Source organism: Synechococcus sp. A15-44, from assembly GCF_014280115.1.
GTDB lineage: Bacteria > Cyanobacteriota > Cyanobacteriia > PCC-6307 > Cyanobiaceae > Parasynechococcus.
This window is the reverse complement of sequence record NZ_CP047938.1, coordinates 234,589-258,223: the sequence shown is the minus strand read 5'-3', so window position 1 is coordinate 258,223 and position 23,635 is coordinate 234,589. Positions and strand designations below refer to the sequence as shown.

General features: G+C 62.1%; 24 protein-coding genes, 1 tRNA gene and 1 pseudogene. 13 read left to right on the top strand and 13 right to left on the bottom strand.

The features are described 5' to 3' along the window. Nucleotides 1-105 precede the first annotated feature (105 nt). From rph to SynA1544_RS01305, 4 genes are read left to right on the top strand one after another with little or no spacing between them, the layout of a single operon-like run. On the top strand, nucleotides 106-849 hold the full coding sequence (gene rph / locus SynA1544_RS01320; protein WP_186514559.1) for a ribonuclease PH: 744 nt from the start codon (nucleotides 106-108) through the stop codon (nucleotides 847-849). Between the two features lie 58 nt (nucleotides 850-907). After that, on the top strand, nucleotides 908-1,624 hold the full coding sequence (gene ntcA, locus SynA1544_RS01315) for a global nitrogen regulator NtcA (RefSeq protein ID WP_186514558.1): 717 nt from the start codon (nucleotides 908-910) through the stop codon (nucleotides 1,622-1,624). 27 nt (nucleotides 1,625-1,651) lie between these two features. Beyond that, entirely contained in the window at nucleotides 1,652-2,803 is a 1,152-nt protein-coding gene (locus tag SynA1544_RS01310) for a DUF3084 domain-containing protein (RefSeq protein WP_186514557.1), read from the top strand. Next, nucleotides 2,800-3,246: a resolvase gene (locus tag SynA1544_RS01305; protein WP_115081564.1), complete on the top strand. Its 447-nt coding sequence runs from the start codon at nucleotides 2,800-2,802 to the stop codon at nucleotides 3,244-3,246. Before SynA1544_RS01310 ends, SynA1544_RS01305 begins: the two co-directional genes overlap by 4 nt. Here SynA1544_RS01305 and SynA1544_RS01300 read toward each other — a convergent pair. The 4 genes from SynA1544_RS01300 to psbH are packed head-to-tail and all read right to left on the bottom strand — an operon-like array spanning nucleotide 3,224 to nucleotide 4,553. Next, nucleotides 3,224-3,481: a DUF3146 family protein gene (locus tag SynA1544_RS01300; RefSeq protein ID WP_011363294.1), complete on the bottom strand. Its 258-nt coding sequence runs from the start codon at nucleotides 3,479-3,481 to the stop codon at nucleotides 3,224-3,226. The two genes, SynA1544_RS01305 and SynA1544_RS01300, sit on opposite strands and share 23 nt — an antisense overlap. Beyond that, a complete protein-coding gene (gene pth, locus SynA1544_RS01295; RefSeq protein WP_186514556.1) occupies nucleotides 3,481-4,098 on the bottom strand; it encodes an aminoacyl-tRNA hydrolase in 618 nt (205 codons plus the stop codon). The genes SynA1544_RS01300 and pth overlap by 1 nt, the downstream gene beginning before the upstream one ends. A gap of 14 nt (nucleotides 4,099-4,112) precedes the next feature. Beyond that, a complete protein-coding gene (locus SynA1544_RS01290; RefSeq protein WP_115131609.1) occupies nucleotides 4,113-4,343 on the bottom strand; it encodes a TatA/E family twin arginine-targeting protein translocase in 231 nt (76 codons plus the stop codon). Nucleotides 4,344-4,352: 9 nt separating this feature from the next. Then, nucleotides 4,353-4,553: a photosystem II reaction center phosphoprotein PsbH gene (gene psbH / locus SynA1544_RS01285; protein ID WP_006849996.1), complete on the bottom strand. Its 201-nt coding sequence runs from the start codon at nucleotides 4,551-4,553 to the stop codon at nucleotides 4,353-4,355. A gap of 84 nt (nucleotides 4,554-4,637) precedes the next feature. On the opposite strand from psbH, the gene psbN reads away from it, so the two are divergent. Beyond that, on the top strand, nucleotides 4,638-4,778 hold the full coding sequence (gene psbN / locus SynA1544_RS01280) for a photosystem II reaction center protein PsbN (protein WP_011363291.1): 141 nt from the start codon (nucleotides 4,638-4,640) through the stop codon (nucleotides 4,776-4,778). On the opposite strand, the pseudogene SynA1544_RS01275 reads toward psbN, so the two are convergent. After that, nucleotides 4,766-7,739 (bottom strand): annotated as a pseudogene (locus SynA1544_RS01275) (alpha-mannosidase). The gene psbN and the pseudogene SynA1544_RS01275 overlap by 13 nt on opposite strands. A gap of 37 nt (nucleotides 7,740-7,776) precedes the next feature. Between SynA1544_RS01275 and SynA1544_RS01270 the strand changes: the two are divergent. Next, complete coding sequence (locus SynA1544_RS01270; protein ID WP_006042333.1) at nucleotides 7,777-7,896, top strand: photosystem II reaction center protein I; 120 nt, start codon at nucleotides 7,777-7,779, stop codon at nucleotides 7,894-7,896. A 74-nt stretch (nucleotides 7,897-7,970) separates the two neighbouring features. Continuing rightward, complete coding sequence (locus SynA1544_RS01265) at nucleotides 7,971-10,838, top strand: DUF3769 domain-containing protein (RefSeq protein WP_255477675.1); 2,868 nt, start codon at nucleotides 7,971-7,973, stop codon at nucleotides 10,836-10,838. Here the strand turns inward: SynA1544_RS01265 and SynA1544_RS01260 are convergent, their stop codons facing one another. The 7 genes from SynA1544_RS01260 to SynA1544_RS01230 all read right to left on the bottom strand — a co-directional run bounded on the left by SynA1544_RS01260 (nucleotide 10,839) and on the right by SynA1544_RS01230 (nucleotide 17,360). Further along, nucleotides 10,839-11,282: a pentapeptide repeat-containing protein gene (locus tag SynA1544_RS01260; RefSeq protein ID WP_186514555.1), complete on the bottom strand. Its 444-nt coding sequence runs from the start codon at nucleotides 11,280-11,282 to the stop codon at nucleotides 10,839-10,841. Between the two features lie 51 nt (nucleotides 11,283-11,333). Beyond that, entirely contained in the window at nucleotides 11,334-11,948 is a 615-nt protein-coding gene (locus SynA1544_RS01255; protein WP_186514554.1) for a 3-isopropylmalate dehydratase small subunit, read from the bottom strand. Beyond that, nucleotides 11,948-13,366, bottom strand: coding sequence for a 3-isopropylmalate dehydratase large subunit (gene leuC, locus SynA1544_RS01250; protein ID WP_186514553.1), 1,419 nt, complete (start codon nucleotides 13,364-13,366; stop codon nucleotides 11,948-11,950). The genes SynA1544_RS01255 and leuC overlap by 1 nt, the downstream gene beginning before the upstream one ends. Before the next feature lie 26 nt (nucleotides 13,367-13,392). After that, nucleotides 13,393-14,652 carry a competence/damage-inducible protein A gene (locus tag SynA1544_RS01245; protein ID WP_186515398.1) on the bottom strand — a complete coding sequence of 420 codons (1,260 nt, stop codon included), beginning with the start codon at nucleotides 14,650-14,652 and terminating at the stop codon, nucleotides 13,393-13,395. Beyond that, on the bottom strand, nucleotides 14,645-15,787 hold the full coding sequence (locus SynA1544_RS01240; protein ID WP_186514552.1) for a glycosyltransferase family 4 protein: 1,143 nt from the start codon (nucleotides 15,785-15,787) through the stop codon (nucleotides 14,645-14,647). The genes SynA1544_RS01245 and SynA1544_RS01240 overlap by 8 nt, the downstream gene beginning before the upstream one ends. 115 nt (nucleotides 15,788-15,902) lie before the next feature. After that, nucleotides 15,903-17,192 carry a serine hydroxymethyltransferase gene (glyA, locus tag SynA1544_RS01235; protein ID WP_186514551.1) on the bottom strand — a complete coding sequence of 430 codons (1,290 nt, stop codon included), beginning with the start codon at nucleotides 17,190-17,192 and terminating at the stop codon, nucleotides 15,903-15,905. Nucleotides 17,193-17,286: 94 nt separating this feature from the next. Then, nucleotides 17,287-17,360 (bottom strand) — tRNA-Arg (locus SynA1544_RS01230). 88 nt (nucleotides 17,361-17,448) lie between these two features. Here SynA1544_RS01230 and SynA1544_RS01225 point away from each other — a divergent pair. Genes SynA1544_RS01225 through SynA1544_RS01215 form a run of 3 tightly spaced genes read left to right on the top strand, consistent with a single transcriptional unit; the run spans nucleotide 17,449 to nucleotide 18,318 of the window. Then, on the top strand, nucleotides 17,449-17,694 hold the full coding sequence (locus tag SynA1544_RS01225) for a hypothetical protein (RefSeq protein WP_186514550.1): 246 nt from the start codon (nucleotides 17,449-17,451) through the stop codon (nucleotides 17,692-17,694). Nucleotides 17,695-17,736: 42 nt separating this feature from the next. After that, nucleotides 17,737-18,027, top strand: a complete 291-nt coding sequence (locus tag SynA1544_RS01220) for a DUF3181 family protein (protein ID WP_011363281.1) — start codon at nucleotides 17,737-17,739, stop codon at nucleotides 18,025-18,027. Nucleotides 18,028-18,054: 27 nt separating this feature from the next. Beyond that, nucleotides 18,055-18,318, top strand: a complete 264-nt coding sequence (locus tag SynA1544_RS01215; protein WP_114988123.1) for a cytochrome-c oxidase — start codon at nucleotides 18,055-18,057, stop codon at nucleotides 18,316-18,318. Here SynA1544_RS01215 and murJ read toward each other — a convergent pair. Further along, nucleotides 18,305-19,912 (bottom strand): murein biosynthesis integral membrane protein MurJ, encoded by a 1,608-nt coding sequence (gene murJ / locus SynA1544_RS01210; RefSeq protein ID WP_186514549.1) that lies wholly within the window; start codon nucleotides 19,910-19,912, stop codon nucleotides 18,305-18,307. The two genes, SynA1544_RS01215 and murJ, sit on opposite strands and share 14 nt — an antisense overlap. 68 nt (nucleotides 19,913-19,980) lie before the next feature. Between murJ and sfsA the strand changes: the two genes are divergently transcribed. From sfsA to SynA1544_RS01195, 3 genes are all read left to right on the top strand, one after another. Further along, complete coding sequence (sfsA, locus tag SynA1544_RS01205) at nucleotides 19,981-20,745, top strand: DNA/RNA nuclease SfsA (protein WP_186514548.1); 765 nt, start codon at nucleotides 19,981-19,983, stop codon at nucleotides 20,743-20,745. A gap of 104 nt (nucleotides 20,746-20,849) precedes the next feature. Further along, nucleotides 20,850-22,322 (top strand): ammonium transporter, encoded by a 1,473-nt coding sequence (locus SynA1544_RS01200; RefSeq protein WP_186514547.1) that lies wholly within the window; start codon nucleotides 20,850-20,852, stop codon nucleotides 22,320-22,322. 110 nt (nucleotides 22,323-22,432) lie between these two features. After that, entirely contained in the window at nucleotides 22,433-23,632 is a 1,200-nt protein-coding gene (locus SynA1544_RS01195) for a 4-hydroxy-3-methylbut-2-enyl diphosphate reductase (protein WP_186514546.1), read from the top strand. Nucleotides 23,633-23,635: the final 3 nt, after the last annotated feature.

The following is a 23,635-nucleotide window of genomic DNA, read 5'->3' as shown; positions in this document are numbered from 1 at the left end:
ATGTAGCGGCGAGATCACATTCCACAAGGGGATTGACACCACCCATGGTGTTTGGACAGGGCGAGAACCAACCGCCTGCGAGGCTTGACGAACTGCACACCACCGATGAGCCAATCCCCTGAACAACGCACTGATGGCCGTCGCCCGCAGCAGTTGCGACCGTTCTCGGTGACCTGGAATCCCATGAGGTTTGCCTTGAGCTCCCTTGTGGTTCACACCGGCCGAACCGCTGTTCTCTGCAGCGTTTGCTTGGAGGACAAGGTTCCCCGCTGGCGCAAGGGAGAAGGATTGGGATGGCTCAGCGCCGAATACCGGTTGCTGCCCGGATCCACCCCACAGCGGCAATCACGGGAGCTGATGAAACTCTCGGGTCGCACCCAGGAAATTCAGCGGCTGATCGGCCGAAGCCTGCGCGCCGTGATCGACATGGAGCGTCTAGGGGAGCGCACCTTGCTGATCGACTGCGACGTGATCCAAGCGGACGCCGGCACCCGGACGGCCTCGATCACCGGGGCTTGGCTTGCCCTGGACCAAGCCTGCCGATCCCTGGTGGACCAGGGAGTGCTGGAGCAATCGCCCCTGATCGATCAGGTGGCGGCTGTATCCGTGGGCTTGGTTGATGGCCAGGTCTTGCTGGATCTGGACTACAGCGAAGACAGCCGAGCCGAGGTGGACCTGAACGTTGTGCAGTCCGGCGATGGCCGTCTGCTGGAAATCCAGGGAACGGCGGAGGGTGCGCCCTTCAGTCGCAGCCAACTCAATGAGCTGCTGGATTTAGCAGAGCCGGGATTGAGCTCCCTGATGCAGGCGCAACGCCAGGCCTTCAACGAGCACAGCAGCGTTAAGTAATAACCGCTACATGGCGGCCACCGCCGGCTCCGTAACTTCGCCACACCAGGGGGTTGTCATGACCAGTAGCCGAGGTTTCAGCCGATACGCCCCGCAGATGGTGGCTCCAGCTCCCAGCGCAGAGCCCGCCAACCGTTCTCTGCTGGAGATCATCCGGGATCTCGATGGCGCTAGCAGTGATCTGGTGGATCGCAACAAGACCATCTTTTTCCCTGGAGATCCCGCAGAACGGGTGTATCTGATCCGCCGGGGAGCCGTTCGTCTGTCCCGCGTCTACGAATCGGGAGAAGAGATCACCGTGGCCCTGCTCCGCGAGAACAGCCTCTTCGGGGTGCTGTCACTGCTGACAGGCCAACGGTCCGACCGCTTTTATCACGCTGTGGCCTTCACCCGGGTCGAAATGGTGACGGCACCAGCGACCTCCGTCAAGGCCGCCATCGAAGCAAACACCAGCGTTGGCCTGCGCTTGCTTCAGGGTCTCTCCAGCCGGATTCTGCAGACCGAGACGATGATTGAAACCCTCACCCATCGGGACATGTCATCCCGACTGGTGAGCTTCCTGCTGGTGCTTTGCAGGGACTTCGGCGTGGCAGATGAGCTAGGCATCACCATCGACCTGCGCCTGTCCCATCAGGCCATCGCTGAAGCAATTGGCTCAACACGCGTCACAATCACGCGTCTGCTGGGAGACTTGCGTCAATCCGGTCTGGTTCAGATTGACCGCAAGAAAATCACCGTTCTGGATCCGATCGCGCTGGCCAAACGCTTCAGCTAGGCCTGCCATCGCCCGACTTGTGCAGCGATGAGCGGCTGGGCACTGATTCTGGTTCTGTTGGTGCTCGGGGGCGTGCTATCGACCCTGGGCGACCGCTTGGGCAGCCGCGTCGGCAAAGCGCGACTGAGTTTGTTCAGCATGCGCCCACGGCGCACCGCCGTTTTGATCACGGTGTTGACCGGCAGCCTGATCAGCGCACTCTCACTTGGCCTGATGCTTCTGGTGAGCCGGCAGTTGCGGGTGGGCCTGTTTGAACTGGATGCCCTGCAGGAGAAACTCCAAGACAGCCGTCAGCAGCTAAAGGCAGCCGAGCGGGAACGGGACAAGACCCAAACGGAAACCAAACGGATCGCCATTGAGCTCGAGCAATCACAGCAACGGGCCAACACCCTGCGCCTCGAACTGGCTCCTCTTCAGAAGGAGCTGGCCCAACTCGAAGCCGAACGTGAACGCCTCAGCCAGGACATCGCCTCCCGCGATGCGGACATCCAGCGCACGGAAGCCGAACTCAACAGCGTTCGCAGCCGCATCCGAGCCGGTGAGCAGGAACTCAAACAACTGGAACGCAATCTGGTCGCCTTGCGGCGTGGATCGGTGGTGATCAGCAGCGGACAGACCTTGGCAAGAGCAACGGTTCGACTCGATGCTCCGGACCAGGCCAAACAGGCTGTCGACAGGCTGTTGCAGGAGGCCAATCTCAACGCCTACGGAAAAGTGCGACCTGGCGAAGCACCCGAACGGCAGTTGATCCGCGTTCCGCGCAGCGATGTGGAACGCCTGCAAAGCATCATCCGCAAACCGGAGACCTGGGTGATCTCGCTGCGCTCAGCCACCAATGTGCTGCGAGGTGAAACAGCGGTGTACGCCTTCCCCGAGGTGCGTCCGAACCGGCCGGTGACCCAACGCGGAGACGTGCTGGCCACCACCACACTGCAACCGGATGAACGCACTCCAGAGGGCATTCGCACACGATTGAACCTTCTCCTGGCCTCGGCCTATGCCGAAGTGCAGCGGCGGGGATCCCTGACCGAAGGCCTTCAGTTCGATGGATCAGCCCTCTCCCAACTGGCCCAGACCCTGATGGAAGGACCCAGCCAAAGCGTGGTCTTGGACGTGATTTCCGCAGGGGTCAGCGACAGTGCCGATCCTGTCGTCGTCACCATTCAGGCCTCCCCATGAAACGGGTGGCCGTCCTCGATCCAGGCCGCTGCAAATGTGGTCTTGTGCTGGCCGATCTTCAGCTCGGCCTCGTGCGCGAAGGGCATGTGCTGGCCCCAGAGGCCGTCGAACCCTGGCTGGAGCACTGGAATCAAGACCAAGCTCTCGACCGCATCCTGATCGGCGATGGCACGGGAAGCCGAGCCTGGATCCAGCGACTGGAACGGCTGGGCCATCTCACTGTGGTTCCGGAGCAGGGAACAACCCTGAGGGCGAGACAGCGTTACTGGGCGCTGTGGCCGGCTCGAGGTTGGCGACGGATGCTGCCGGCAGGACTGCGCATTCCACCGGTGGATCTGGATGCTGTTGCAGCTTTGGTGATGCTTGAGGAGCACCTGCAATGCCGCCTGAAATGGCCTGAGCCTGATCCCACGTTCTCGCTCAGAACCTGGCCCGGACCATGAAGGTGTAATCACCCCCCGGCTCCAGCCTGTAATCAGAACGCACCAGAAACCGCCGCAAGGCATCCTCGATCAGGGCACGTCCCAGGGATGGCTCAACCACCAGTTCACCGCGATCAAAGGCCCAGGAAAACTGCCACTCAAACCCTCCAGCAGAAACTTCACCCTCCACGCACTTGGCTTGAAAACACTGGCGGAGCACCCGCAAATGGGCCGTTGTCGCCGGAAGTGCCGGCATCAGTCGACCGACTCCAGTTCATAGCGGAACCCGTTGATCCAGGTTCCAGCGCGCTCAAAGCTCTGGCGCTGAAGACGTTGAATCCCATCCAGAACAGCATCGAGAACAGCGCCGACACAGGGTTGCTCCGCCTTGCTGAACGGACCAAGAACATGGGACACCGTTCGGGCGCGGCGTTCGGCAGGGTTCTCAGCCGGCGCACCAATACCGATCCGCAGCCTGGGGAACCCCTGGGTCCCGAGATGCTGAATGGTGCTGCGCAAACCGTTGTGCCCGCCGGCACTGCCCTGGGCCCGCAACCGCAAACGACCCAGCGGAAGATCCATGTCGTCCACCAGCACCAGCAATTGGTGAGGCTCCAGGCCGAACCAATCGAGAGCCGCACGAATGGCACGACCGCTGTCATTCATGTAGGTCTGAGGCATCAGCAAGCGCAGCCGCTGCTCACCAACCCCTGTATCGGCTGCAAGACCGTGCAACTTGGCTTGCTGACGAAAACTGAACCCAGAGCGCTCACCCAAAAGCTCGAGGGCCATGAAGCCGATGTTGTGACGGGTGCCGGCGTATTTCACACCCGGATTTCCCAGACCCACCACCAGCTTGAGATCAGTGGTCATACCGCTGGAACGACTCAGTCGCTGGGGGGAAGTTCTTCAACCGGCTTCGCAGCCTCACCGGAAACTTCCGGTTCAGCCATGGCTTTGTTGATCTCGCGTTCGAATTCCTTGGAGGCGGATTGGAAACCCTTCAGGGTTTTACCAAGAGTCCGACCAAGCTCGGGCAAGCGTTTCGGCCCGAAAACCAACAAGGCAACGGCGCCGATAACCGCCATTTCGGGGAGACCGACGCCGAAGATGTTCATGGGTGCAGATCAGCCGAGGCCGTTCCAGTTCACGTTGATGCCCTCGAGGATGAGGGACTTGTTGTACAGCTGAAGAATCACCAGCAGAAACACCAGGAACAGCACCATGAAGATGCCCATCACGGGAGTGGTGCCCCATCCGGGAACCACCTTGCCGTACTCGGAGTTCAGTGGGCGGAGAAGGTCTCCCAGACGGGTGCGTTGTGCCATGGCGACGCCGGGTCTCGGGTGGTTTGAAGTCTCGATACTGTAGGGGCCGACTCCGGTTCGGGGTTGATCCTGTCGAGAGATGTGATGGAAACGTCGTCCCCAGCCCTGTCCGTCGCCATTGGCGTGCTCGCTGTTTTGTTCGGACTCACCGGATTTGGCGTGTATCAGGCCTTTGGCCCTCCATCAAAAGCACTCGACGACCCGTTCGACGATCACGAGGACTGACCCACCACCAGGGAGACGAGTTCTCCTGGGGTGATCACCACGGCAGAAGCGGCCATTGAGTCGGCTTCCCTGCGGACCCTCCACCCCGCTCCGGGGGTCCAGCGACAGCGCGCTGATCCCGAATTGAGCAGCTTCAGCACGCAACCATCGGCATGGCGCTCCAACCCCACCGGCGTGAGTGGAAACGGCAGCGATGGGAACCATTGACGCGGCGCCGCAGGCAAGTCCGCGCACCACCCAGGCTCACGAAAGGCAATGGCCGCCTGCGACACACCGGCATCGCTCCATGAGCCGGCGAACGGCATGAGGGCCAAGCGCTGGCGATGCCAACCCTGATCAGCGCTGGGATCTGGCCAGGTCGGGCCCCGCAGCAGCGAAATGCCAAGTCGGTCTGAAGACCAATCCACACCCTGGGGGCCGTCCAGCAACACAGCCATCCCGCCTCCAGGAGCCGCCGACTGCGAGGCGAACCAGGAGATCACAGGCACTTCCCAACGGGCTTGTTCTCGAGCCGTCATCGGTGCAGCGGGGCGTTCGATCACCCCTCCACTGGTGTCGGCAGCGATGCGAACGGCGGGGGTCGCCAGCGGCAGCTCAAGACGCAGCAACTCATGGGTCTGGCGCCAGTCGATACCGCAGATCAGCTCCAGCCAGGGCGTGTCGGCCTTCAGCCGCAGGTCCAGACGCATGCAACTGGCACCGAGCTGGCGCCGCAGCACCACATGCGCCACCAGGGGGCCCTGATCGAGCCACTCCAGGGAATCCGTACAGAGTACACCCAAGGGCTGAGATCGGTAGTCCGCCGCAAGATCCCAGGCATCCCAGAATTCGCCCCGGTCCCGATAGCGCTCCAACTGCAGGGAAGACGCCAACTGGTCCCGTCCATCGCGATCCCGCAAAGCCAGCAGTCCGGCCGAGGAGACATCGAGCTCGATCAGACCATTGCCCACACGCCAAGCTCCCCCCCCCCAGCGACGTGATGACCACAGCCTGACGGGGCTCAGCCGCACAGGACGTCAAGCCTGGTTCACGCCGGAGCGGCACCGAACAAATCCCGTGCTGACGCGGCAACTGCACCCAGGTACCACCAGCAGCGGCGTTTTGCTGCGGCAGTGAAACGGCATCCGCTGACCACGATCCTGCAGGAAGGCGAACCAGAGGCGACCAGGACGCCAAAGGCTGCAGACCCCACCAACTCCACGCCGCTGCTGTGTCCTCCGGACGCGGCAGCCTGGCCAGCCGCCGATCGCGTTCCTGGCGGGCCTGGCGCCGGGCCGAGCGCCAGACCGGTTCCGCCTGGTCGAACACCTCCGGGATCGAGGTTCCCGGAAGGATGTCGTGAAACTGCTGAAACAACAGCGGGCGCCAATCGCTGCTGCCGCTGTCGCGACCTGCGATCGCCAACAGGGCTGAGACTGCATCAGCCTCCCGTAAGAGCCGTTCAAGCGTTCGGTTGTGGCGCTTCTGATCCGGACGGCTGGTGGCGCAACCGCGGTGCAACTCCAGGAAAAGCTCATCTCGCCACACAGGCCAGGCCTGATCACCCTGCTCGAGCTCGGCCAAGAACTCCCGCACCGTGCCGGCTCGGGTGGGCAAGGCGGCTGCTTGCCCTTCCCAGAGCTCGATCTGCTCCAGCAACTCCTCGGTGGGACCACCACCGTGATCACCAACGCCTGGAATCCACAGCGCCGCCTCCAGCCCCGTGGCCTGATGCCAGGCCCTCTGCTCGTCCAGCATCTCCACAGGATCGGCGCGGCGCCCGATCGGCGGCAGCATCAGGCTGTGCAGTTCCGACCGTCCCCGTCCCCGTCCGCGCCATCGGAACAACCGATGGGGGAAAGGGTTCTCCGCATTCCAGGCCAGCTTGTGGGTGCAGAACCAGCGCACACCGGTGGCTGACGCCACGGCAGGCAGACCAGCAGAGAAGCCAAAGCTGTCCGGCAACCAGGCCAACTCATGGGTCCACTCAGGGAAACGGCGGCGGCTGTCGTCCTGACCGAGAGCGAACTGGTTCCACAACGACGCCGTGCTGACCAGCACACAGTCGGTCTCCACCCAGGGGCCATTGATCGGTTCCCAGCGGCCGGCCCGGCTGGCCGCCTGGATCTCGGCAAAAAGAGCGGGCCGATGTTGCTCCATCCAGGCATAAAGCGCCGGCGTGGAATGGGCAAAGTGCAACTCGGGCCAGCGACGCATCAACGCCAACGTTGATCGGAAGGTGCGTTCAGCGGCCTGCCAGGTATCAGCGACCGGCCAAAGCCAAGCCAGATCGAGATGGGCATGACCCAGCCAATGCAACAACCCCCGTGGCGGCTCTGCCTGGTGCAGGTGCGCTGCAACAGCAGCCTGCGCCTCTGTACCGCTGGGATCCAGCTCCGCCCAATGCGGCGGCAGGTCTCCGTCCGCCGCCAGATGCAGCTCCAGGGCCGCAGGCAACAACGTGCCCTCGGGATCGGGGCCTGCGGTCTGCGGCTCCAGGTCGAGATGGCTGCTGATCAGAGCTCCATCGTCATGCAGGGGGCTGCAGAGCTCCAGCACAAGATCCAGTGCAGCCCCCTGACGACAACGCCCAGGCAGCGACCAGCGACAGGCGGTATCGAACAGATCCCCCTCATGCACCAGCACGCCATCCACCCAGAGACGCATCTGCTCGGCCCACCAGCTCAGCACCAGCCGGGCACGGCAGGAATCACGGTTCCTCCAGCCATCAGGCCAGCTCAACCGCTGCTCAAGACGCAACCATTGGCGTCCCCTGGGCCAGATCAACAGGCCGCGCTTGGCCCAGTCCGGCCGGTGCGTTGCTCCCCAGCTTTCGTCGAGAAAAAACCCTGCCTGGGCGGCGCCTGAGCGGCGCCAACCGGCACGCAGATCACGCCGCGAGCGACTGCGAAACGTTTCAATCCACTCCGATCGACCGACTTGATCAGGGTTCATTCCCCTGCTGACGCTGTCATGCCCCATAGGATGATGCCCATGTCACAGACGCCGGTCGGTCTCCATGCTCGCCCTCAAGATCTCCGTTTACTCGGTCGTCTTCTTCTTCCTCGGCATCTTCGTGTTCGGGTTCCTTGCGAGCGATCCAAGCCGCACCCCCAGCCGCAAAGACCTGGAAGATTGATTCAACATTCCGCTCAGACCGCGCCACACACTGGTCTGAGCGGAGCGTGATCTCTGAAATGAGCTGCCAAGCTCATGAGCCGCAGCAGCATTGCCTTGGCGGCGCACCGCCTTCTTTTTGCATTGACCGGAACCCTGATCACAGGGTCAACGTCCGTGTTGCCCGCAGCGGCAGGTTCGGCTGAATCAACGCCAGAGAAAGTTGCTTCAGCACCAGCGAGCCTGAACGTTCGAGCTGACCGCCAATACACCGACACCAAGTCGAAGGCCACGATTGCCGAAGGCAACGTTTCTGTTCGGCTCGGGAACGCCGAACTGCACGCCGATCGGATCGAATTTGATGCGGCCTACCGCACGCTCAACGCCCGAGGCGCCGTCCGTTTCAGGCGCGGCAATCAGTTTTTCCAAGCGTCGAGCTTTCGCTACAACCTCGTCCAGAACGAAGGGCAGCTCAACGATGTCTACGGGGTCATCGACCTTGATGAGCCCCTCACCAACCCATTAACCACGTCTCGAACGGCATCAGCCCCACCGGAACCACCCACGCCAGCCAGCCGTGAAGGCATGCCGACCGTGGCCTGCCCGCCACTGCTTCCTCCGGTTCCCGACTGGCATCCACAACCGTGGGCAGTCACGGCCTGGGGCGGGCAGATGATTGATGCCGCCTTCGGTGACACCTTCCTGTTCAACGGCCGGATGCGTCCCGAAGCAGTGTTGGGCGTCGGCGTGCAGAAACGGATCATGCGCGCTGGTCCACTCGCCGTTGAACTTGAGGCTGACCTGTTCAGCCACATCGCCAAGCAGCAACAGGGAGGCGAATTCAACCAGAGCAAGCCCTATGCCGATCTGCCCGCACAAAGCTTCGGGGAGGGGGTGCTGGGAATTGGAGCGCGCGTCTGGGTTCAGCCTTGGCTGAGCTTCAGCGTTGTTGAAGGCATCAGCTACAACTCCAACGTCAGCCTTTACGAGAAAACATTCCGCGAGAACTACACAAAGCTGTTGAACTACCTCGGCTTTGAGGTGGAGGCAGCAGTGTCCTCCGACTTGTCGCTCGTGGGCCGGATTCACCACCGTTCCGGTGCTTTCGGCACCTATGGGGGCGTCTCTGAGGGCAGCAACGCCTACTTGCTGGGCCTGCGCTACCGCTGGGGACGGGAGACACCCAAGCCGGAGAGCGCCATGATGCCGCCCCTGCCGGAGTGTGATGACCCGGATCGCGGCCAGCGCGTCAAACCCTCCTCCCTCTCCGAGCGCCTCGACTCGGTTGCCCTCGGCGATGGAGGACGCCCCCAACGCCATGTCAGCAGCGGAGGCACAACAGAACATCCCTCGATTCCGCCAGCCCAGCAGCAGGCCATGCGGACTGCAGCGATCGCCAGGATCGACCAACGCATCTCAGACGTCGACCTCCAGGGCAGCTTCAGCATCGAGCGGCGCAGCGGCATCCCCGTTCAACGCCTGAATTCCTCGGTCAGGGATGAAAACCGCTTTGGCGTGGTCAAAGTTCCCCAACTGAAGAGCCTGGGAAGCACGAATTTCCTCAACGGCACAATCAGCCGCTGGAGGGTGCAGGCCTCGAAGATCCTGATCACGGCGGATGGCTGGGAAGCTGACCGCATGGGCTTCAGCAACGATCCCTTCACGCCGGCGCAAACCAGAATCGATGCAGAGGATGTGATCGCCCGCGAGCAAGCCAATGGCGATGTGCTGATCTCGGCGCGACGCAACCGGCTGATCGTTGAAGAGCGGCTGCCCATCCCGGTCACCCGTCGACAGCTCATCCAGAAGGAAGAGGAAGTGGAGAACCGCTTCGTTGTCGGCATCGACAACCGGGACCGTGATGGCCTTTTTGTGGGACGCAACCTCAAGCCACTCACCATCGGTACGAGCACGGAACTGTCCGTTCAACCGCAGTTCATGGTGCAGCGCGCCATTGACGGCGACTTCAACAGCGCCGCTGATTTATTTGGCTTGGACGCCAAACTGCGCGGCCGCTATGGCAACTACAAACTGAACGGCGATGCCGACATCAGCAGCTTTGACCCCGCAGACATCCTGAGCAGAAGCCGCTACTGGGGAAGTTTTGGCCGGGACATCGACATGGGCAGCTTGGGCGTGCTGAGCACCAATCTGTTCGGGGCCTACCGCTACCGCACCTGGAATGGCTCCCTCGGTGAAACCGACATCAATGCGGCCTATGGCGTTTACGCCCAGACCAAGGGCAGCTGGTCAACCGGGGAAGTCGACCATAAGTACCTCATTCGCGGTGCCATCGGGGACTATGACGCCGATCGCTACAACAGCGACCGCCATTTGCGCAGTGGACGGGGCAGTTTGTTCGCCTCCGTCACCAGCAAGATTCCCTTGCTGAAAGGGAAAACAGCACAACTCGATCCATCAGCGGCCTTCCGCTATTCGCCTGTCCCCATCGTTCCAGGACTGAGCCTGAACACGAACGTCAACACCTCAATTGCGGTATACGGCGATGGCCGCCATCAAGAGACCCTGAGTCTCAGCGGAGGCCCCACCATCACCCTGGGCACCTTCAGCAAGCCATTCCTGGACTTCACGCAGATCTCCATCGTCGGCAGCGGCTCCCTGAAAAACGGCGACAGCCCTTTCGCCTTCGATCGGAACGTCGATCTCGCCACCCTGGGCGTTGGGCTCACCCAGCAGATTGTTGGACCGGTCGTGCTGAGCACCGGCGTCAGTTACAACGTCGATCCCGGTTCGAGGTACTACGGGAGCACGGTCAACTCCAACATCGAATTGCGCTGGCAACGGCGCAGCTACGACGTGGGTGTCTATTTCAATCCCTACGAAGGCATTGGCGGCGTTCGCTTCCGGCTCAATGACCTTGATTTCAAGGGCACAGGCGTGCCGTTTGTTCCCTACACCCCAACGAACTGGATGAAAACCACCAACACGGATCGACCCTTCTGATCAATCACCGCCCCCGATGATCAGATCGCTGCCGAACAGTGAAGCTCCGGCATAACGCATGCCGGAGGTCTTCACGTTCGGTGCATAAGCATTGATCACCTTGGCCTCCCGCAGATCGGCATTGCGCAGGTCCACGCCGGACAACTCAGCATTGGTGAGGTTGGCTCCCCGCAGATCAGCACCTTCCAGCAACGCTCCCGTCAGGTCAGCACCTTCAAGATTCGCCTCCCGCAGATCGGCGCCGCGCAGATCGCTGCCCCGAAAATCAGCGCCGATGAGATGGGCCTGACGAAAATCCGCCTGGCGGAGATCACAGCCAGGACAGCTGCGATCCAACGGATCATGGGACTGAACCTGAAGCGGCACGGCCCCAGCAGGAGCAACCCCGGCAACAACCAACAAGGGCACCAACGGCAACAACAACCGCGAGAGCGAACAGGCCATTGACTCCCAACCTCCTATCTCTTTCATAGACACAGGAGTCGCGCCTGGCCGTTACTCGGCGGCGAACTGGTTGATGTAGGGCAGTTTTTGCATCAATTCCGAAACCTGGGGGCCATGGTCCAGGAGCTGGGACGTTGCATCCCAACGACCGCTGCGCAGCATGTCCAGAGGACCAGCATCGATCGACACAGGCCAACTGAAGTCGGCTGCGGTCAGCTGCAAACCGGCAAGATCAAGGCTCCAGGAGCGTCCCGGATCGCCATCCACCTGCGCCTGAATGGCTTTGATCTGCTCGGGGGCCGCCGTTGCACAGGGAATGCCAAGGGCGAGGCAGTTGCCGTAGAAGATCTCGGCAAAACTGACCCCAACCACCGCACGAATTCCCCAGCGCATCAACGCCTGAGGGGCATGTTCACGGCTGGACCCGCAACCGAAATTGCCATTCACCACCAGGATCGAGGCCCCCTGATAACGGGCCTGATCAAAGGGATGCTCACCGGAGAGTTCAAGACGATCGTCGGCAAACACCTGGTCACCCAGCGCCTCGAAACTGACGCATTTGAGGAACCGTGCCGGAATGATCCGATCCGTATCGATGTCTTCACCGGAGACGGCGATGGCCGTTCCACTCACCTGTTGAATCGGACCAGTCGGGAAGAGAGCCATCACGATGCGGACGGAGTAATCAAAGTACGGACATCGGTCACACGACCGTTAACGGCAGCGGCAGCCACCATGGCTGGACTCATCAACAACGTCCGGCCACTGGCCGAGCCCTGCCGACCCTTGAAATTGCGGTTGCTGGAGCTGGCGCTGATCTGACGGCCCTCCAGCCGATCCGGATTCATCGCCAGACACATCGAGCAGCCGGGCTCCCGCCACTCAAAACCTGCGGCACGGAACACCGCATCCAGCCCTTCTGCTTCAGCAGCCTTCGCCACCTGCTCCGAACCAGGAACCACAAACGCCTGGATGCCTTCAGCCACCTGGCGCCCACGGGCCACATCGGCAGCAGCACGTAAATCGCTGAGACGACCATTGGTGCAGCTGCCGATGAAACAGACATCCACAGGCACCCCGGCAATGGCCGTTCCCGGCTGGAGATCCATGTAGCGGTAGGCCTCCTCCGCAATCGGACGCTCACCTGGATCCAGTTGATCAAGGCTGGGAACGGTTTCGTCGATGCCCATTCCCTGGCCAGGGGTAATGCCCCAAGTCACCGTTGGTGGAATCGCAGCGGCGTCAAACACCACCTCGTCGTCGACCGTTGCGTTGGCATCCGTGGCCAGGGAACTCCACCAAGCGACAGCGCGGGTCCAGGCGTCACCTTCAGGAGCATGGGGGCGACCTTTGAGATAGTCAAACGTGACCTGATCGGGATTGACGTAGCCGCATCGGGCTCCCCCCTCGATTGCCATGTTGCAGAGGGTCATCCGCTCTTCCATCGACAACGCCTCGATGGCAGAGCCGGCGAACTCATAGGCGTAGCCAACGCCGCCCTTCACCCCCAGGTGGCGAATCACATGCAGGATCAGGTCCTTCGCTGACACGCCCTCGGCGAGCCGACCATTCACCTGAATCCGGCGCACCTTGAGCTTGTTCATGGCCAGGCTCTGGCTGGCCAACACATCGCGCACCTGACTGGTGCCGATCCCGAAGGCGATCGCCCCGAAGGCGCCGTGCGTGGAGGTATGGGAATCACCGCAGGCCACCGTCATGCCCGGTTGGGTCAGGCCGAGTTCCGGGGCAATCACGTGAACGATGCCCTGCCGGCCGCTGCCGATGTTGTTGAGAGGGATGCCGTGCTCCTGGCAGTTCCGCTCCAAGGTGCTGAGCATCTCCTCCGCCAACGGATCGGCAAACGGACGTTGCTGCGAGGTGGTCGGCACGATGTGGTCCACCGTGGCCACCGTGCGCTCAGGACAGCGCACCGTTAGCCCCTTGTCCTTCAACGCCGAGAAGGCCTGAGGACTGGTGACCTCATGGATCAGGTGCAGACCGACAAACAGTTGGGTGGATCCGCCGGGGAGCTCCGCCACCCGATGCAGGTCCCACACCTTGTCGTAGAGGGTGCCGGAACTCAACAGTTCAGCCGCAAGAACCGTTGACCCTAAACCTGAGCGAGCAAGCGCAGACGCAGACGGTCCAAGCCGCGGATCACGCTCATCTTCTGAATGGCCTCACGGCCCCGCCGCTCACCGAAATGCTGCACCCAGGCCTCACAGCCATCGGGACCAGCCAAGGCCAGATGCACCAAGCCCACGGGCTTCTCAGCACTGCCACCGCCAGGGCCGGCGATACCGCTTACAGCGATCGCCCAATCGCAATTGAGTTTCTCCCGGGCTGCCCGCGCCATCGCTTCCACCACAGGCTGGGAAACAGCGCCATGGGCAGTGAGCAGATCCGGAGAGACCCCAAGCAGGCCCTGTTTCACTGCATTGCTGTAAGCGACGACGCCACCCTGAAACACCGACGAGGAGCCTGGAACAGCCGTCAGGGCTGCCGCCAATCCACCACCGGTGCAGGACTCCGCCACCGCCATCGTCTGGTGCCGTTGCTGGAGCAGGCCGATCACCACCGACGCCAGACTGTCGTCATCAACGCCGTAGCAGTGGTCCCCCGTGCGACGACGCAGCTCAGCTTCCAGCGGCACCAACAGCTGAGCGGCAGCATCGGCACTCGCTGCACAGGCCGTGAGCCGCAATTTCACATCGCCGAGGGAGGCATAGGGAGCCACCGTTGGATTGGTGGACGCCAACAGATCAGCAACGCGCTCAGCCAGATCGGATTCACCAATGCCGCTGAAGCGGAGCTGACGACTCACAAACACCCCGGTGGCCCCACCATGGGCCTGGAGCCAGGGAACGGCAGTCTCCGCCCACATCGCCCGCATTTCTGAAGGCACCCCCGGGAAGGTGAGGATCGTGAAATCAGGTCGCGGCGACCAGATCATTCCCGGTGCCGACCCCTTTGGATTGGGAAGCACCTCAGCTCCACGGGGCAGAAAAGCCTGGCTGCGGTTGCTGGAAGCAACCGGCCGGCCACCGGCCGATAACTTCCGCTGGATCTCCAGCCAGAGTTCGGGCCGCTCCTCGAGAGGAGTCTCGAAAGCAGCGGCCAGAGCCTCTGTGGTGAGGTCATCGGGGGTCGGTCCCAGACCTCCAGTCGTCACCAGGAACCTGCAGCGCTGCGATGCCTCGCGCACAGCGGAGATCAAGCGATCTTTGTTGTCACCGACAACGGTTTGGCGGTAATGCGGCAGCCCCAGGCCCGCCAACTGTTCAGCAATCCATCGGGCATTGCCGTTGAGGATGTCACCCAACAACAGCTCTGTGCCCACGCACAGGATTTCAACCCCTGGTTCAGCCACGCGGTTCGCCCAGTGCAGCGGGGTCAACGGAGCTTGAACAGGGGTTGGTATTCATCAGAGCTCGCTCATGTTGCAGCTGGCGACGGCTGATCACCACCGTTGCCACGAGGATGGCCGTGGCCAAAGCCAGCCAGAGGAAGCGCATCTCGGCATTGGCCACCACCAGGGCCAAGGCAGCAAGCCACTGGGTGAAGACGTAGATCAACAGCACCGTGCGTCGGTGACTGAAGCCAGCGCGCAACAGGCGGTGATGAAGGTGACGCCGGTCGGGATAGAAGGGGGAACGTCCTTCGCGCAGACGGCCCATGATCACGGCCGACATGTCGGCCAGGGGCAGCGAAAGAATCAGCAAGGGCAAAAGCAGGCTCACCGTCGTGAGCCCCTTGGCGGGGCCCACGATGCTCACGGCAGCGAGGGTGAAGCCGAGGAAGTAAGAGCCCCCATCACCCATGAAGATGCGGGCGGGATTGAAGTTGTGGCGCAGGAAGCCGAGGCAACAGCCCGCCAGCGCTGCGGCAAGGAATCCGGCAGCCACCTGATGCAGCGAAAAGCTGACGGACACCAGCCCGACAGCAGCGATACCAGCCACTCCCGCAGCAAGGCCATCGAGGCCGTCCAGCCAGTTGATGGCATTGGTGATTCCCACCAGCCAAACAACAGTGGCAAGCAGGCTGAGGGTGTCCGGCAGAGCAATCGGACCGGCTGAGGCGGTGAGCCAGGGAAGATCGATCGCTCCAATCCGAACGCCCTGGCTCCAAACCGCACAAGCCACAGCAACCTGTCCAGCCAGCCGCGGCCAGGGAGAGAGAGCGAAGAGGTCGTCCGCCAGGCCAATCAGAAAAAAGCAGAGCGAACCGGCCAGGGTGCTCCAGATCAGCTGATCCTTGGCCGGCGCCAGCAGGCCGAAGCCCCCCATGGACCAGACCGCCGCCAAAGCCGTTCCAAAGCCCAGCACCATGGCAATGCCCCCCAATCTCACCATGGGGGTGACATGCTGCTTGCGCTCATCGGGCTGATCGGTCCACCCGAAGCGAAGCCCCATCCGGCGCACTTGGGGCACCAGCACCATGGTGGTCACCGCAGCCAGAAGAAAACTGACCGAGGCGACCGCGATAGGGCTGGCCAAGAGGTTCACGCAGGCTCCGGGAAAGAGACGATCCCCCGGTCAGAAGGAGTCACCCCAATCCTAGGGAGCCTGCAACCGTTCAACCAGGCACCGCCCCGGCCCATTCGAGAGCCAGGGCCAAGCCTCACGCCAGAACAGGCTGCTTGCTGTCGGCGTAGAGGGGGAAGCGCTCACAGAGAGCACCCACCCGGTCGAGGCAACGCTGACGAATCGCATCATCCTCAGGATTGAGAAGACGATCAGCAATCACATCAGCGACCTCCCGGAAGGCCTGCGCATCAAAACCACGGGTGGTAAGCGCAGCGGTTCCCAGCCGCAGGCCACTGGTAACGAAAGGAGATTCGGGGTCGAAGGGAACGGTGTTTTTGTTGGCCGTGATGTGCACATCACTCACCAACAGATCAGCCACCTTTCCAGTCATCCCGATGCCACGCAGATCCAGCAGCACCACATGGTTGTCGGTGCCGCCGCTTACGACATCGATGCCGCGGGCGATCAGCTGTTCAGCGAGGGCTGCCGCATTGGCAACCACCTGCTGGCTGTAGGCCTTGAACGAAGGCTGCAGCGCTTCCCCGAAGGCCACAGCCTTGGCAGCGATCACGTGCTCCAGAGGGCCGCCCTGGCTGCCAGGGAACACGGCCTTATCAAACTTTTTGGCGAACTCGGCGTCGCGGCAGAGGATCAGGCCGCCGCGGGGGCCGCGAAGGGTCTTGTGGGTGGTGGTGGTCACCACATCGCAATGGGGCACCGGGCTGGGATGCACACCAGCGGCCACGAGGCCAGCGATGTGGGCCATGTCGGCCAGCAGATAGGCACCCACTTCATCGGCGATGGCGCGGAAGGCGGCGAAGTCGATGGTGCGTGGATAAGCGGAATAGCCACACACAATCAGCTTGGGCTTGTGCTCTAGCGCAAGCTGCCGAATCGCCTCCATGTCCAGGCGCTGGGTCACCTTGTCGACGCCGTACTGAACAACGTTGAACCACTTGCCGCTGACATTGACCGGAGACCCATGGGTCAGGTGACCGCCATGGGACAGATCGAGCCCCATGATTGTGTCGCCGGGCTGCAGCAGGGCCAGAAAAACAGCGAAGTTGGCCTGGGCACCGCTGTGGGGCTGCACATTGGCCCAGGCGGCACCAAACAGCTGCTTGGCCCGCTCGATGGCCAGCTCCTCAATGGCATCAACATGCTCACAACCGCCGTAGTACCGCTTGCTGGGCAGCCCCTCGGCGTACTTGTTGGTGAGCACGGAACCCTGGGCCTGCATCACCGCACGGGACGCAAAGTTCTCCGATGCAATCAGTTCCAGGTGGGTTTCCTGACGCTGCCGTTCTTGATCGATGAATGCGGCGATATCCGGATCCGACTGAGCCAGATCAGCGTCGATGGCGCGTCCAGAAACCTGGCCCATGAAATGTCAGTAAAGCTTTGACCAATCGTAAGAAACCGCAGCGATCAGCCCGACCGATCAACCAAAAAAAAACTGCCCGTTGGGGCAGTTGAAACGCGCCTGGAGAGATTCGAACTCCCGACCCTCTGATCCGTAGTCAGATGCTCTAATCCGCTGAGCTACAAGCGCTTGCGCCAAACCATCAGACCCCATCGAGGGTCCGCTCGTCAACTGGGTGCGGGCCGCGCCAGGATTCAGGTGTTTCTGAGCCCGAGCAATGCCGATCCGCTGGTATGGACCCGCTAAGCCTGAGGATCCGACTTACCGGCATTTCGAGCGCATCGTGAACCTTTGCCTGCACGGCGGCGTGTTCGCTGCGGTGAACAGCGGCGGCTGGTTTCTGCAGGAGATGCGCCACCCCTTCCCCAACGGGAGCCTGACCTGGGTCAGCAGCCTCTGGGCAACCCTGTGGCTGGGCCAGTTGATTTGGGTGATTCTTCAGCGCCCCAAGCCGGAGGAATAAAGCCAGCATGGATGCATTCCCCACCTCGACCTTCCTGGGCTGATGTCCCTCTCCGCCAGTGACCTGCAGGACCTACAGAGTGCATTGGCTGACCGCCTCTACGTTCAAATCAGCGGCTGGCATCTTTATCTCGGTGATGCCGACCTGGCTTCAGCCCTTGCGATCGAATGCAGTGCCCGGGTTAATCAAGGTGCTGAGGTGGCAGCCCGGCAGGCCCTCGACGCTGTCAAGGTGCCCCTAGCGGGAGGCGCCAGTCAGCTCCCGCTCTCCAAGTTGATCCCCCCCGCCCAGTTGAGGGATCTCGAAGAGATCCTCGAGCCTTACTGCGGATAAGGTTGCAGTCCATCCGCAGCGGTTGGTGTGCTGATCATTGAAGTCACCAACTCCAGGGATTTGGTGCGCCAACGCATCGGCCGCCTGGGTGAACGGCTGATCGGTCGGGTGGTGGATGCGGAGGCTCAGGTTGAGAAAGCTCTGATTCAGGAACTGGAAACCGCCTTTAAAGAATTCGGCATCGAGGCCCGGATTGTGTCTGTTCAGGGCCCGCAACTCGTGGGTCGCGAGCAGCTGGAACTTCCCATTCAGGTGCGTGAAGAGCTCGATGTTCGTCTCAGCGAGCCCTGAATCGACCCACCAGCAACTGCGTGATCTCTCGCACCTCTGGCACCTTGAGTTGTGCTCCGATCAAGGCAAACAAAGCCAAGCCCAGCAGGCCGGGGGCAGACACCTGCAGCAGCAGGCCCAGCAACCCTGCGGGCCAGGTCACAACGGCCACCAGCATCCCGGCAGCCCCGGCGCCGAGCACACCAGCGATGGCGAGCCGCAGCAGATCCATCCCCCAGCGCCGCAGTGGCAGGCCTCCAACCTGTTGCTGCAGACCCACCAACAGGGCGAGGCAGGTGAGCAGGTTGATGGCAACCGTGGCGAGCACCAACCCGGGCGCACCGAAATTGAACGGCGACTGATTCCCCCAAGGGGTCGGACCACCCACCAGCAGCCAGTCAAAAGCCACGTTCAGACCGATCCCCGCCAGCGAGAGCCGAAAAGGCGTTGTTCCATCGCCAAGGGCATAGAAGACGCGCACCAGCACATCCCGGCCGAGGTAGGCCGGCATGCCCAGGCCATAGGCCATCAATAGGCCCGTCACCAGCTGTGCGGCTGATGCATCGAAGGCACCACGCTCGTACACCAAGGCGACGATGGGGCCACCCAACGCAATGAACAGTCCCCCCAGGGGGATCATCGATGCCGCAGACAGCATCAACCCCTGGCGGATCCGATCGATCAGCTGAGGACGATCCTGCGGAGCCGTGAGCCTGGAAAAAGTGGGCAGCAAGGGCACCAGCAGTGCATTCGAGATCAGGCCCAGGGGGGTTTGCACCAGCAAATTGGCGTACCCCAGGCCTGCCGCCGCACCAAGGATCCCGGAGGCGAAAAACAGATCAGTGAACACATTGATCTGAAGCATTCCGGACGACAACGTCGCCGGCCCCATCACACGCCACACCTCCCGCACTCCCGGGTGCCGCCAGTCCCAGACCAGTTGAAAACGGGCCAAACCCTGCCGGATCAACGCCGGCAGCTGGATCAACCACTGCAGCAAGGCCCCCACCAACGTGGCCAAGGCCAGCACCACACCACCTGTCATGGCGGCGGATGGCAAAGCGATGTCAGCGCCGAGCTGCCACCAGAGCAGTCCCACCCCCAGGATCAAGGCCCCGCTGGACATCAGCGGTGAAATCGCAGGGATCCAGAATTCGTCGGCGGCGTTGAGGGACCCGAAGCCCAGCCCGATCAGCCCGGCCAGCAGCGCCATCGGCGCCATCACCTGCAGCTGGACCCGTGCGATGGCGTGAAGCTCGGGGGCCAGACCCGGACCCACCAGGGTGATCAGGGGATCTGCGGCCAGCACCAGAACGATGGTGACCAGCAGCAAAAGAGCGCTGACGCTGGTGTTGAGCGCCGCAAGGATATGGGCTCCTTCGGCCCGTGGGCGACGGCTCAGCACGCTCACCATGGCGCTGTGGAAGGGACCATTGATCCCCCCCAGCAGGATCAGCAGGAATCCAGGCAGCACGTAGGCGTAGTTGTAGGCGTCATAGGCCGCGCCCACCCCGAAGGCCGCCGCGATCACCAGCTGCCGAATCAGGCCACCCACCTTGCTCAGCAGGGTGCCGAGGGTCACCACCAGTGCGATCCCCTTGAGTGAACGCGCCATTCGGCCCTCAGCATTGGGCGCATTGTGGAGGCACCACACGAGACCATGAGCCGATCTCGGCTGCTGCCATGACTGGCCTTCCCTCTCCGGGCGATGCCCTGCTGCGCTTTGAACCCCTGACGGAGGGCGTGCTGCTGAAGCGCTACAAACGCTTCCTGGCCGATGTGGAGCTGAGCAGCGGCGAGACCGTCACCGCCCACTGCGCCAACACCGGCCCGATGACCGGGGTCTTGATTCCTGGCCAACGGGTGCGTCTTCGCCACGCACCCTCTCCCAAACGCAAGCTGGCCTGGACCTGGGAGCAAGCCGAAGTGCCAGGCGCCGATGGCCAGCCCTGCTGGGTTGGCATCAACACGGCCCTCCCCAACCGTCTGATTCGCGCCACGGTCGAAGCGGGGTGCTTGGAGGCCCAACTCGGCCCGATTGCGGGGATCCGCGCTGAGGTGGCCTACGGCACCAACAAACGCAGCCGGATCGACCTTCTGCTGACGCCGACAGAGCAGAACCCCGATCAACGACCGATCTACCTGGAGGTGAAAAACACCACCTGGACCGACGGCAGCACGGCCCTCTTCCCCGACACGGTGACTGAACGGGGACAAAAGCATCTGATTGAGCTAATGGGGGTGCTTCCGGACGCTCGAGCGGTGCTCGTGCCCTGCCTCAGCCGCCCGGATGTGAGTGCCTTTGCTCCCGGGGACAGCGCCGATCCGCGCTATGGAGAGCTGTTTCGCCAGGCCACCAACAGGGGCGTGGACGTTCTGCCTTGTTGTTTCAGCTTTGCCGCCGACGCAGTGCATTGGCAGGGAGTGCGCCAAGTCAGGCCAGTTTGATTTTTGGTAGCAAATCGAACATGGCGGGCACCTGTCCGCAGGCACCTTGGCTTTGTTCGTCTGGGAACATTCCAGACGTGTCTCGCAGCTCTGCACCCTCGTTCATGACAACTGCATTCCACGCGCCACCGCAAAGGCGGCGCAAAACCCTGCAGGAGGCCAGCCTCCTGGAAGGCCCGATGCTGCTCCTGAAGAGCATCCGGGGCTTCAGCTCCAACCGCACCATGACCTGGCTCGCCTGCGCGCCTCTGGCGCTCATGGGCCTTGGCATCTTCACTCTGTCAGCCAAAGCCGAAGAGCTGCCTGAGCTCTCCGCCGCTTTCCTGGCCAACAACCTCTGGCTTCTGGTCGCCACCATTCTGGTGATCTTCATGAATGCCGGCTTCGCCATGGTCGAGGCAGGCATGTGCCGGCAAAAAAATGCCGTCAATATCCTCGCCAAGAACTTGTTTGTGTTCGCCCTCGCGGTGACCGCCTACTGGTTCGTTGGCTACTCCTTCATGTACGGCGATTCCGTCATCGACGGCTGGCTGTATTTCGCAGGCTTCTTCTTCGATCCAACCGTCACCGCTGAGACCATCAGCGATGCCGGCCTTGTTCCCACCGTTGATTTCCTGTTCCAGGCGGCCTTCGCCGGAACCGCCGCCACGATCGTTTCCGGTCTTGTGGCTGAGCGGATCAAGTTCGGCGAATTCGTGATTTTCGCCCTGGTCCTCACCGCCTTCATTTATCCAGTTGCTGGCAGCTGGGAATGGAACGGTGGCTGGCTCAACAGTGTTGGCAGCGTCGAATTCATCGACTTTGCTGGTTCCTCGATCGTGCACTCCGTCGGCGCTTGGGCCGGCCTCGTCGGCGCCATGCTGCTCGGACCCCGCATCGGCAAGTACGTCGATGGCAAGGTTCAGGCCATTCCTGGCCACAACATGTCCATCGCCACCCTTGGCGCTCTGATCCTCTGGATCGGCTGGTACGGCTTCAACCCCGGCTCCCAATTGGCCATGGACCAGTGGGTTCCCTACGTGGCTGTCACCACCACCCTGGGCGCAGCAGGCGGTGCCATCAGCGCCACGGTGATCTCAACGATCACCTCCAAAAAGCCTGACCTCACCATGATCATCAACGGCATCCTGGCCGGCCTGGTGAGCGTGACTGCTGGTTGCGGCAACCTCACCCTGACGGGTTCCTGGGTGGCTGGCCTGGTGGGCGGCATCATCGTTGTCTTCTCGGTTGCCGCTCTCGATGCCGCAGGCATCGATGATCCTGTCGGCGCCTTCTCCGTGCACGGTGTGTGCGGCGTGTGGGGCACGATCGTGATCGGTCTCTGGGGCTACGACGTCCAGGGCGATGGCTCCGGCCTTGGCCTGCTGGTTGGAGGTGGCGTTGAGCAGCTCGGCATCCAAGCCCTGGGTGCTGCTGCCTACGCCATCTGGACTTTGGTCACCTGCTTCATCGCCTGGCAGATCATCGGCTCTCTCTTCGGTGGCATCCGCGTCACCGAACAGGAAGAGTCCGAAGGTCTGGACATTGGCGAACACGGCATGGAGGCCTACGCCGGTTTCTCCACCACCAACAACTGATTCTTCTCCGGCTCAGTTCTTGGTCTCAAGCCCGGCCAATTGGCCGGGCTTTTTTACTGCCTGAAGCGCTGCTTCAGGCCACATAGAGTTGCCCCACTCCAGCGCCCTCCATGGACACCCACGCCTTCAAGCGCTCCCTCCACCATTCCGAGCGTTACAACCGACGAGGCTTCGGGCGCGCCGAGGAAGTGGCAGAAAGCCTTGAGCAGGCTTACCAGAGCGGTCTGATCGGCACGATCCGGGACAACGGCTACCGCCTGGAACACGGTCGGCTCAACGTCCGGCTGGCGGAAGCCTTCGGCTTCTGCTGGGGTGTGGAACGGGCGGTGGCGATGGCTTACGAGACCCGCAAGCACTATCCCAGCGAGCGTCTCTGGATCACAAACGAGATCATTCACAACCCCTCAGTGAACGATCACCTCAGGGAGATGGATGTGCAGTTCATCCCTGTCGAACAGGGGGTGAAGGACTTCTCAGGTGTCACCTCCGGTGATGTGGTGATCCTGCCGGCCTTTGGTGCCACCGTTCAGGAAATGCAGCTGCTGAATGAACGGGGCTGCCACATCGTTGACACGACCTGTCCCTGGGTCTCCAAGGTGTGGAACACCGTGGAGAAACACAAAAAGCACACCTTCACCTCGATCATTCACGGCAAGGTGAAGCACGAGGAAACACTGGCCACCAGCTCATTTGCCGGCACCTATCTGGTGGTGCTCGATCTGGAGGAAGCCCAGTACGTTGCCGATCACATCCTCGGCAGGGGTGATCGTGATGATTTCATCAAACGCTTTGCCAAAGCCTGCTCTCCGGGGTTCGATCCCGATCGGGACCTCGAACGTCTGGGCGTGGCCAACCAAACCACGATGCTGAAGAGCGAAACGGAAGAAATCGGGCGTTTGTTTGAACGCACGATGTTGAGCAAATACGGTCCGACACAACTCAACGACCATTTCCTGGCCTTCAACACCATCTGCGACGCCACGCAAGAGCGTCAGGACGCCATATTCTCCCTGGTGGATGAACCCCTGGACCTGATGGTGGTGATCGGCGGTTTCAACTCGTCCAACACCACCCACCTGCAGGAAATTGCCGTCAGCCGCGGCATTCGCTCGTTCCACATCGACACGCCCGAACGCATTGACGTCGGCAGCAATTCGATCGAGCACAAACCGCTGTCAGCCGACCTCTGCCGCGAGGGAAATTTCCTCCCCGAAGGGCCTGTGAAAGTGGGAATCACCTCCGGTGCCTCAACCCCAGACCGGGCGGTGGAAGAGGTGATCGAAAAACTGATGCAATTGAGCGAAAACTAAACC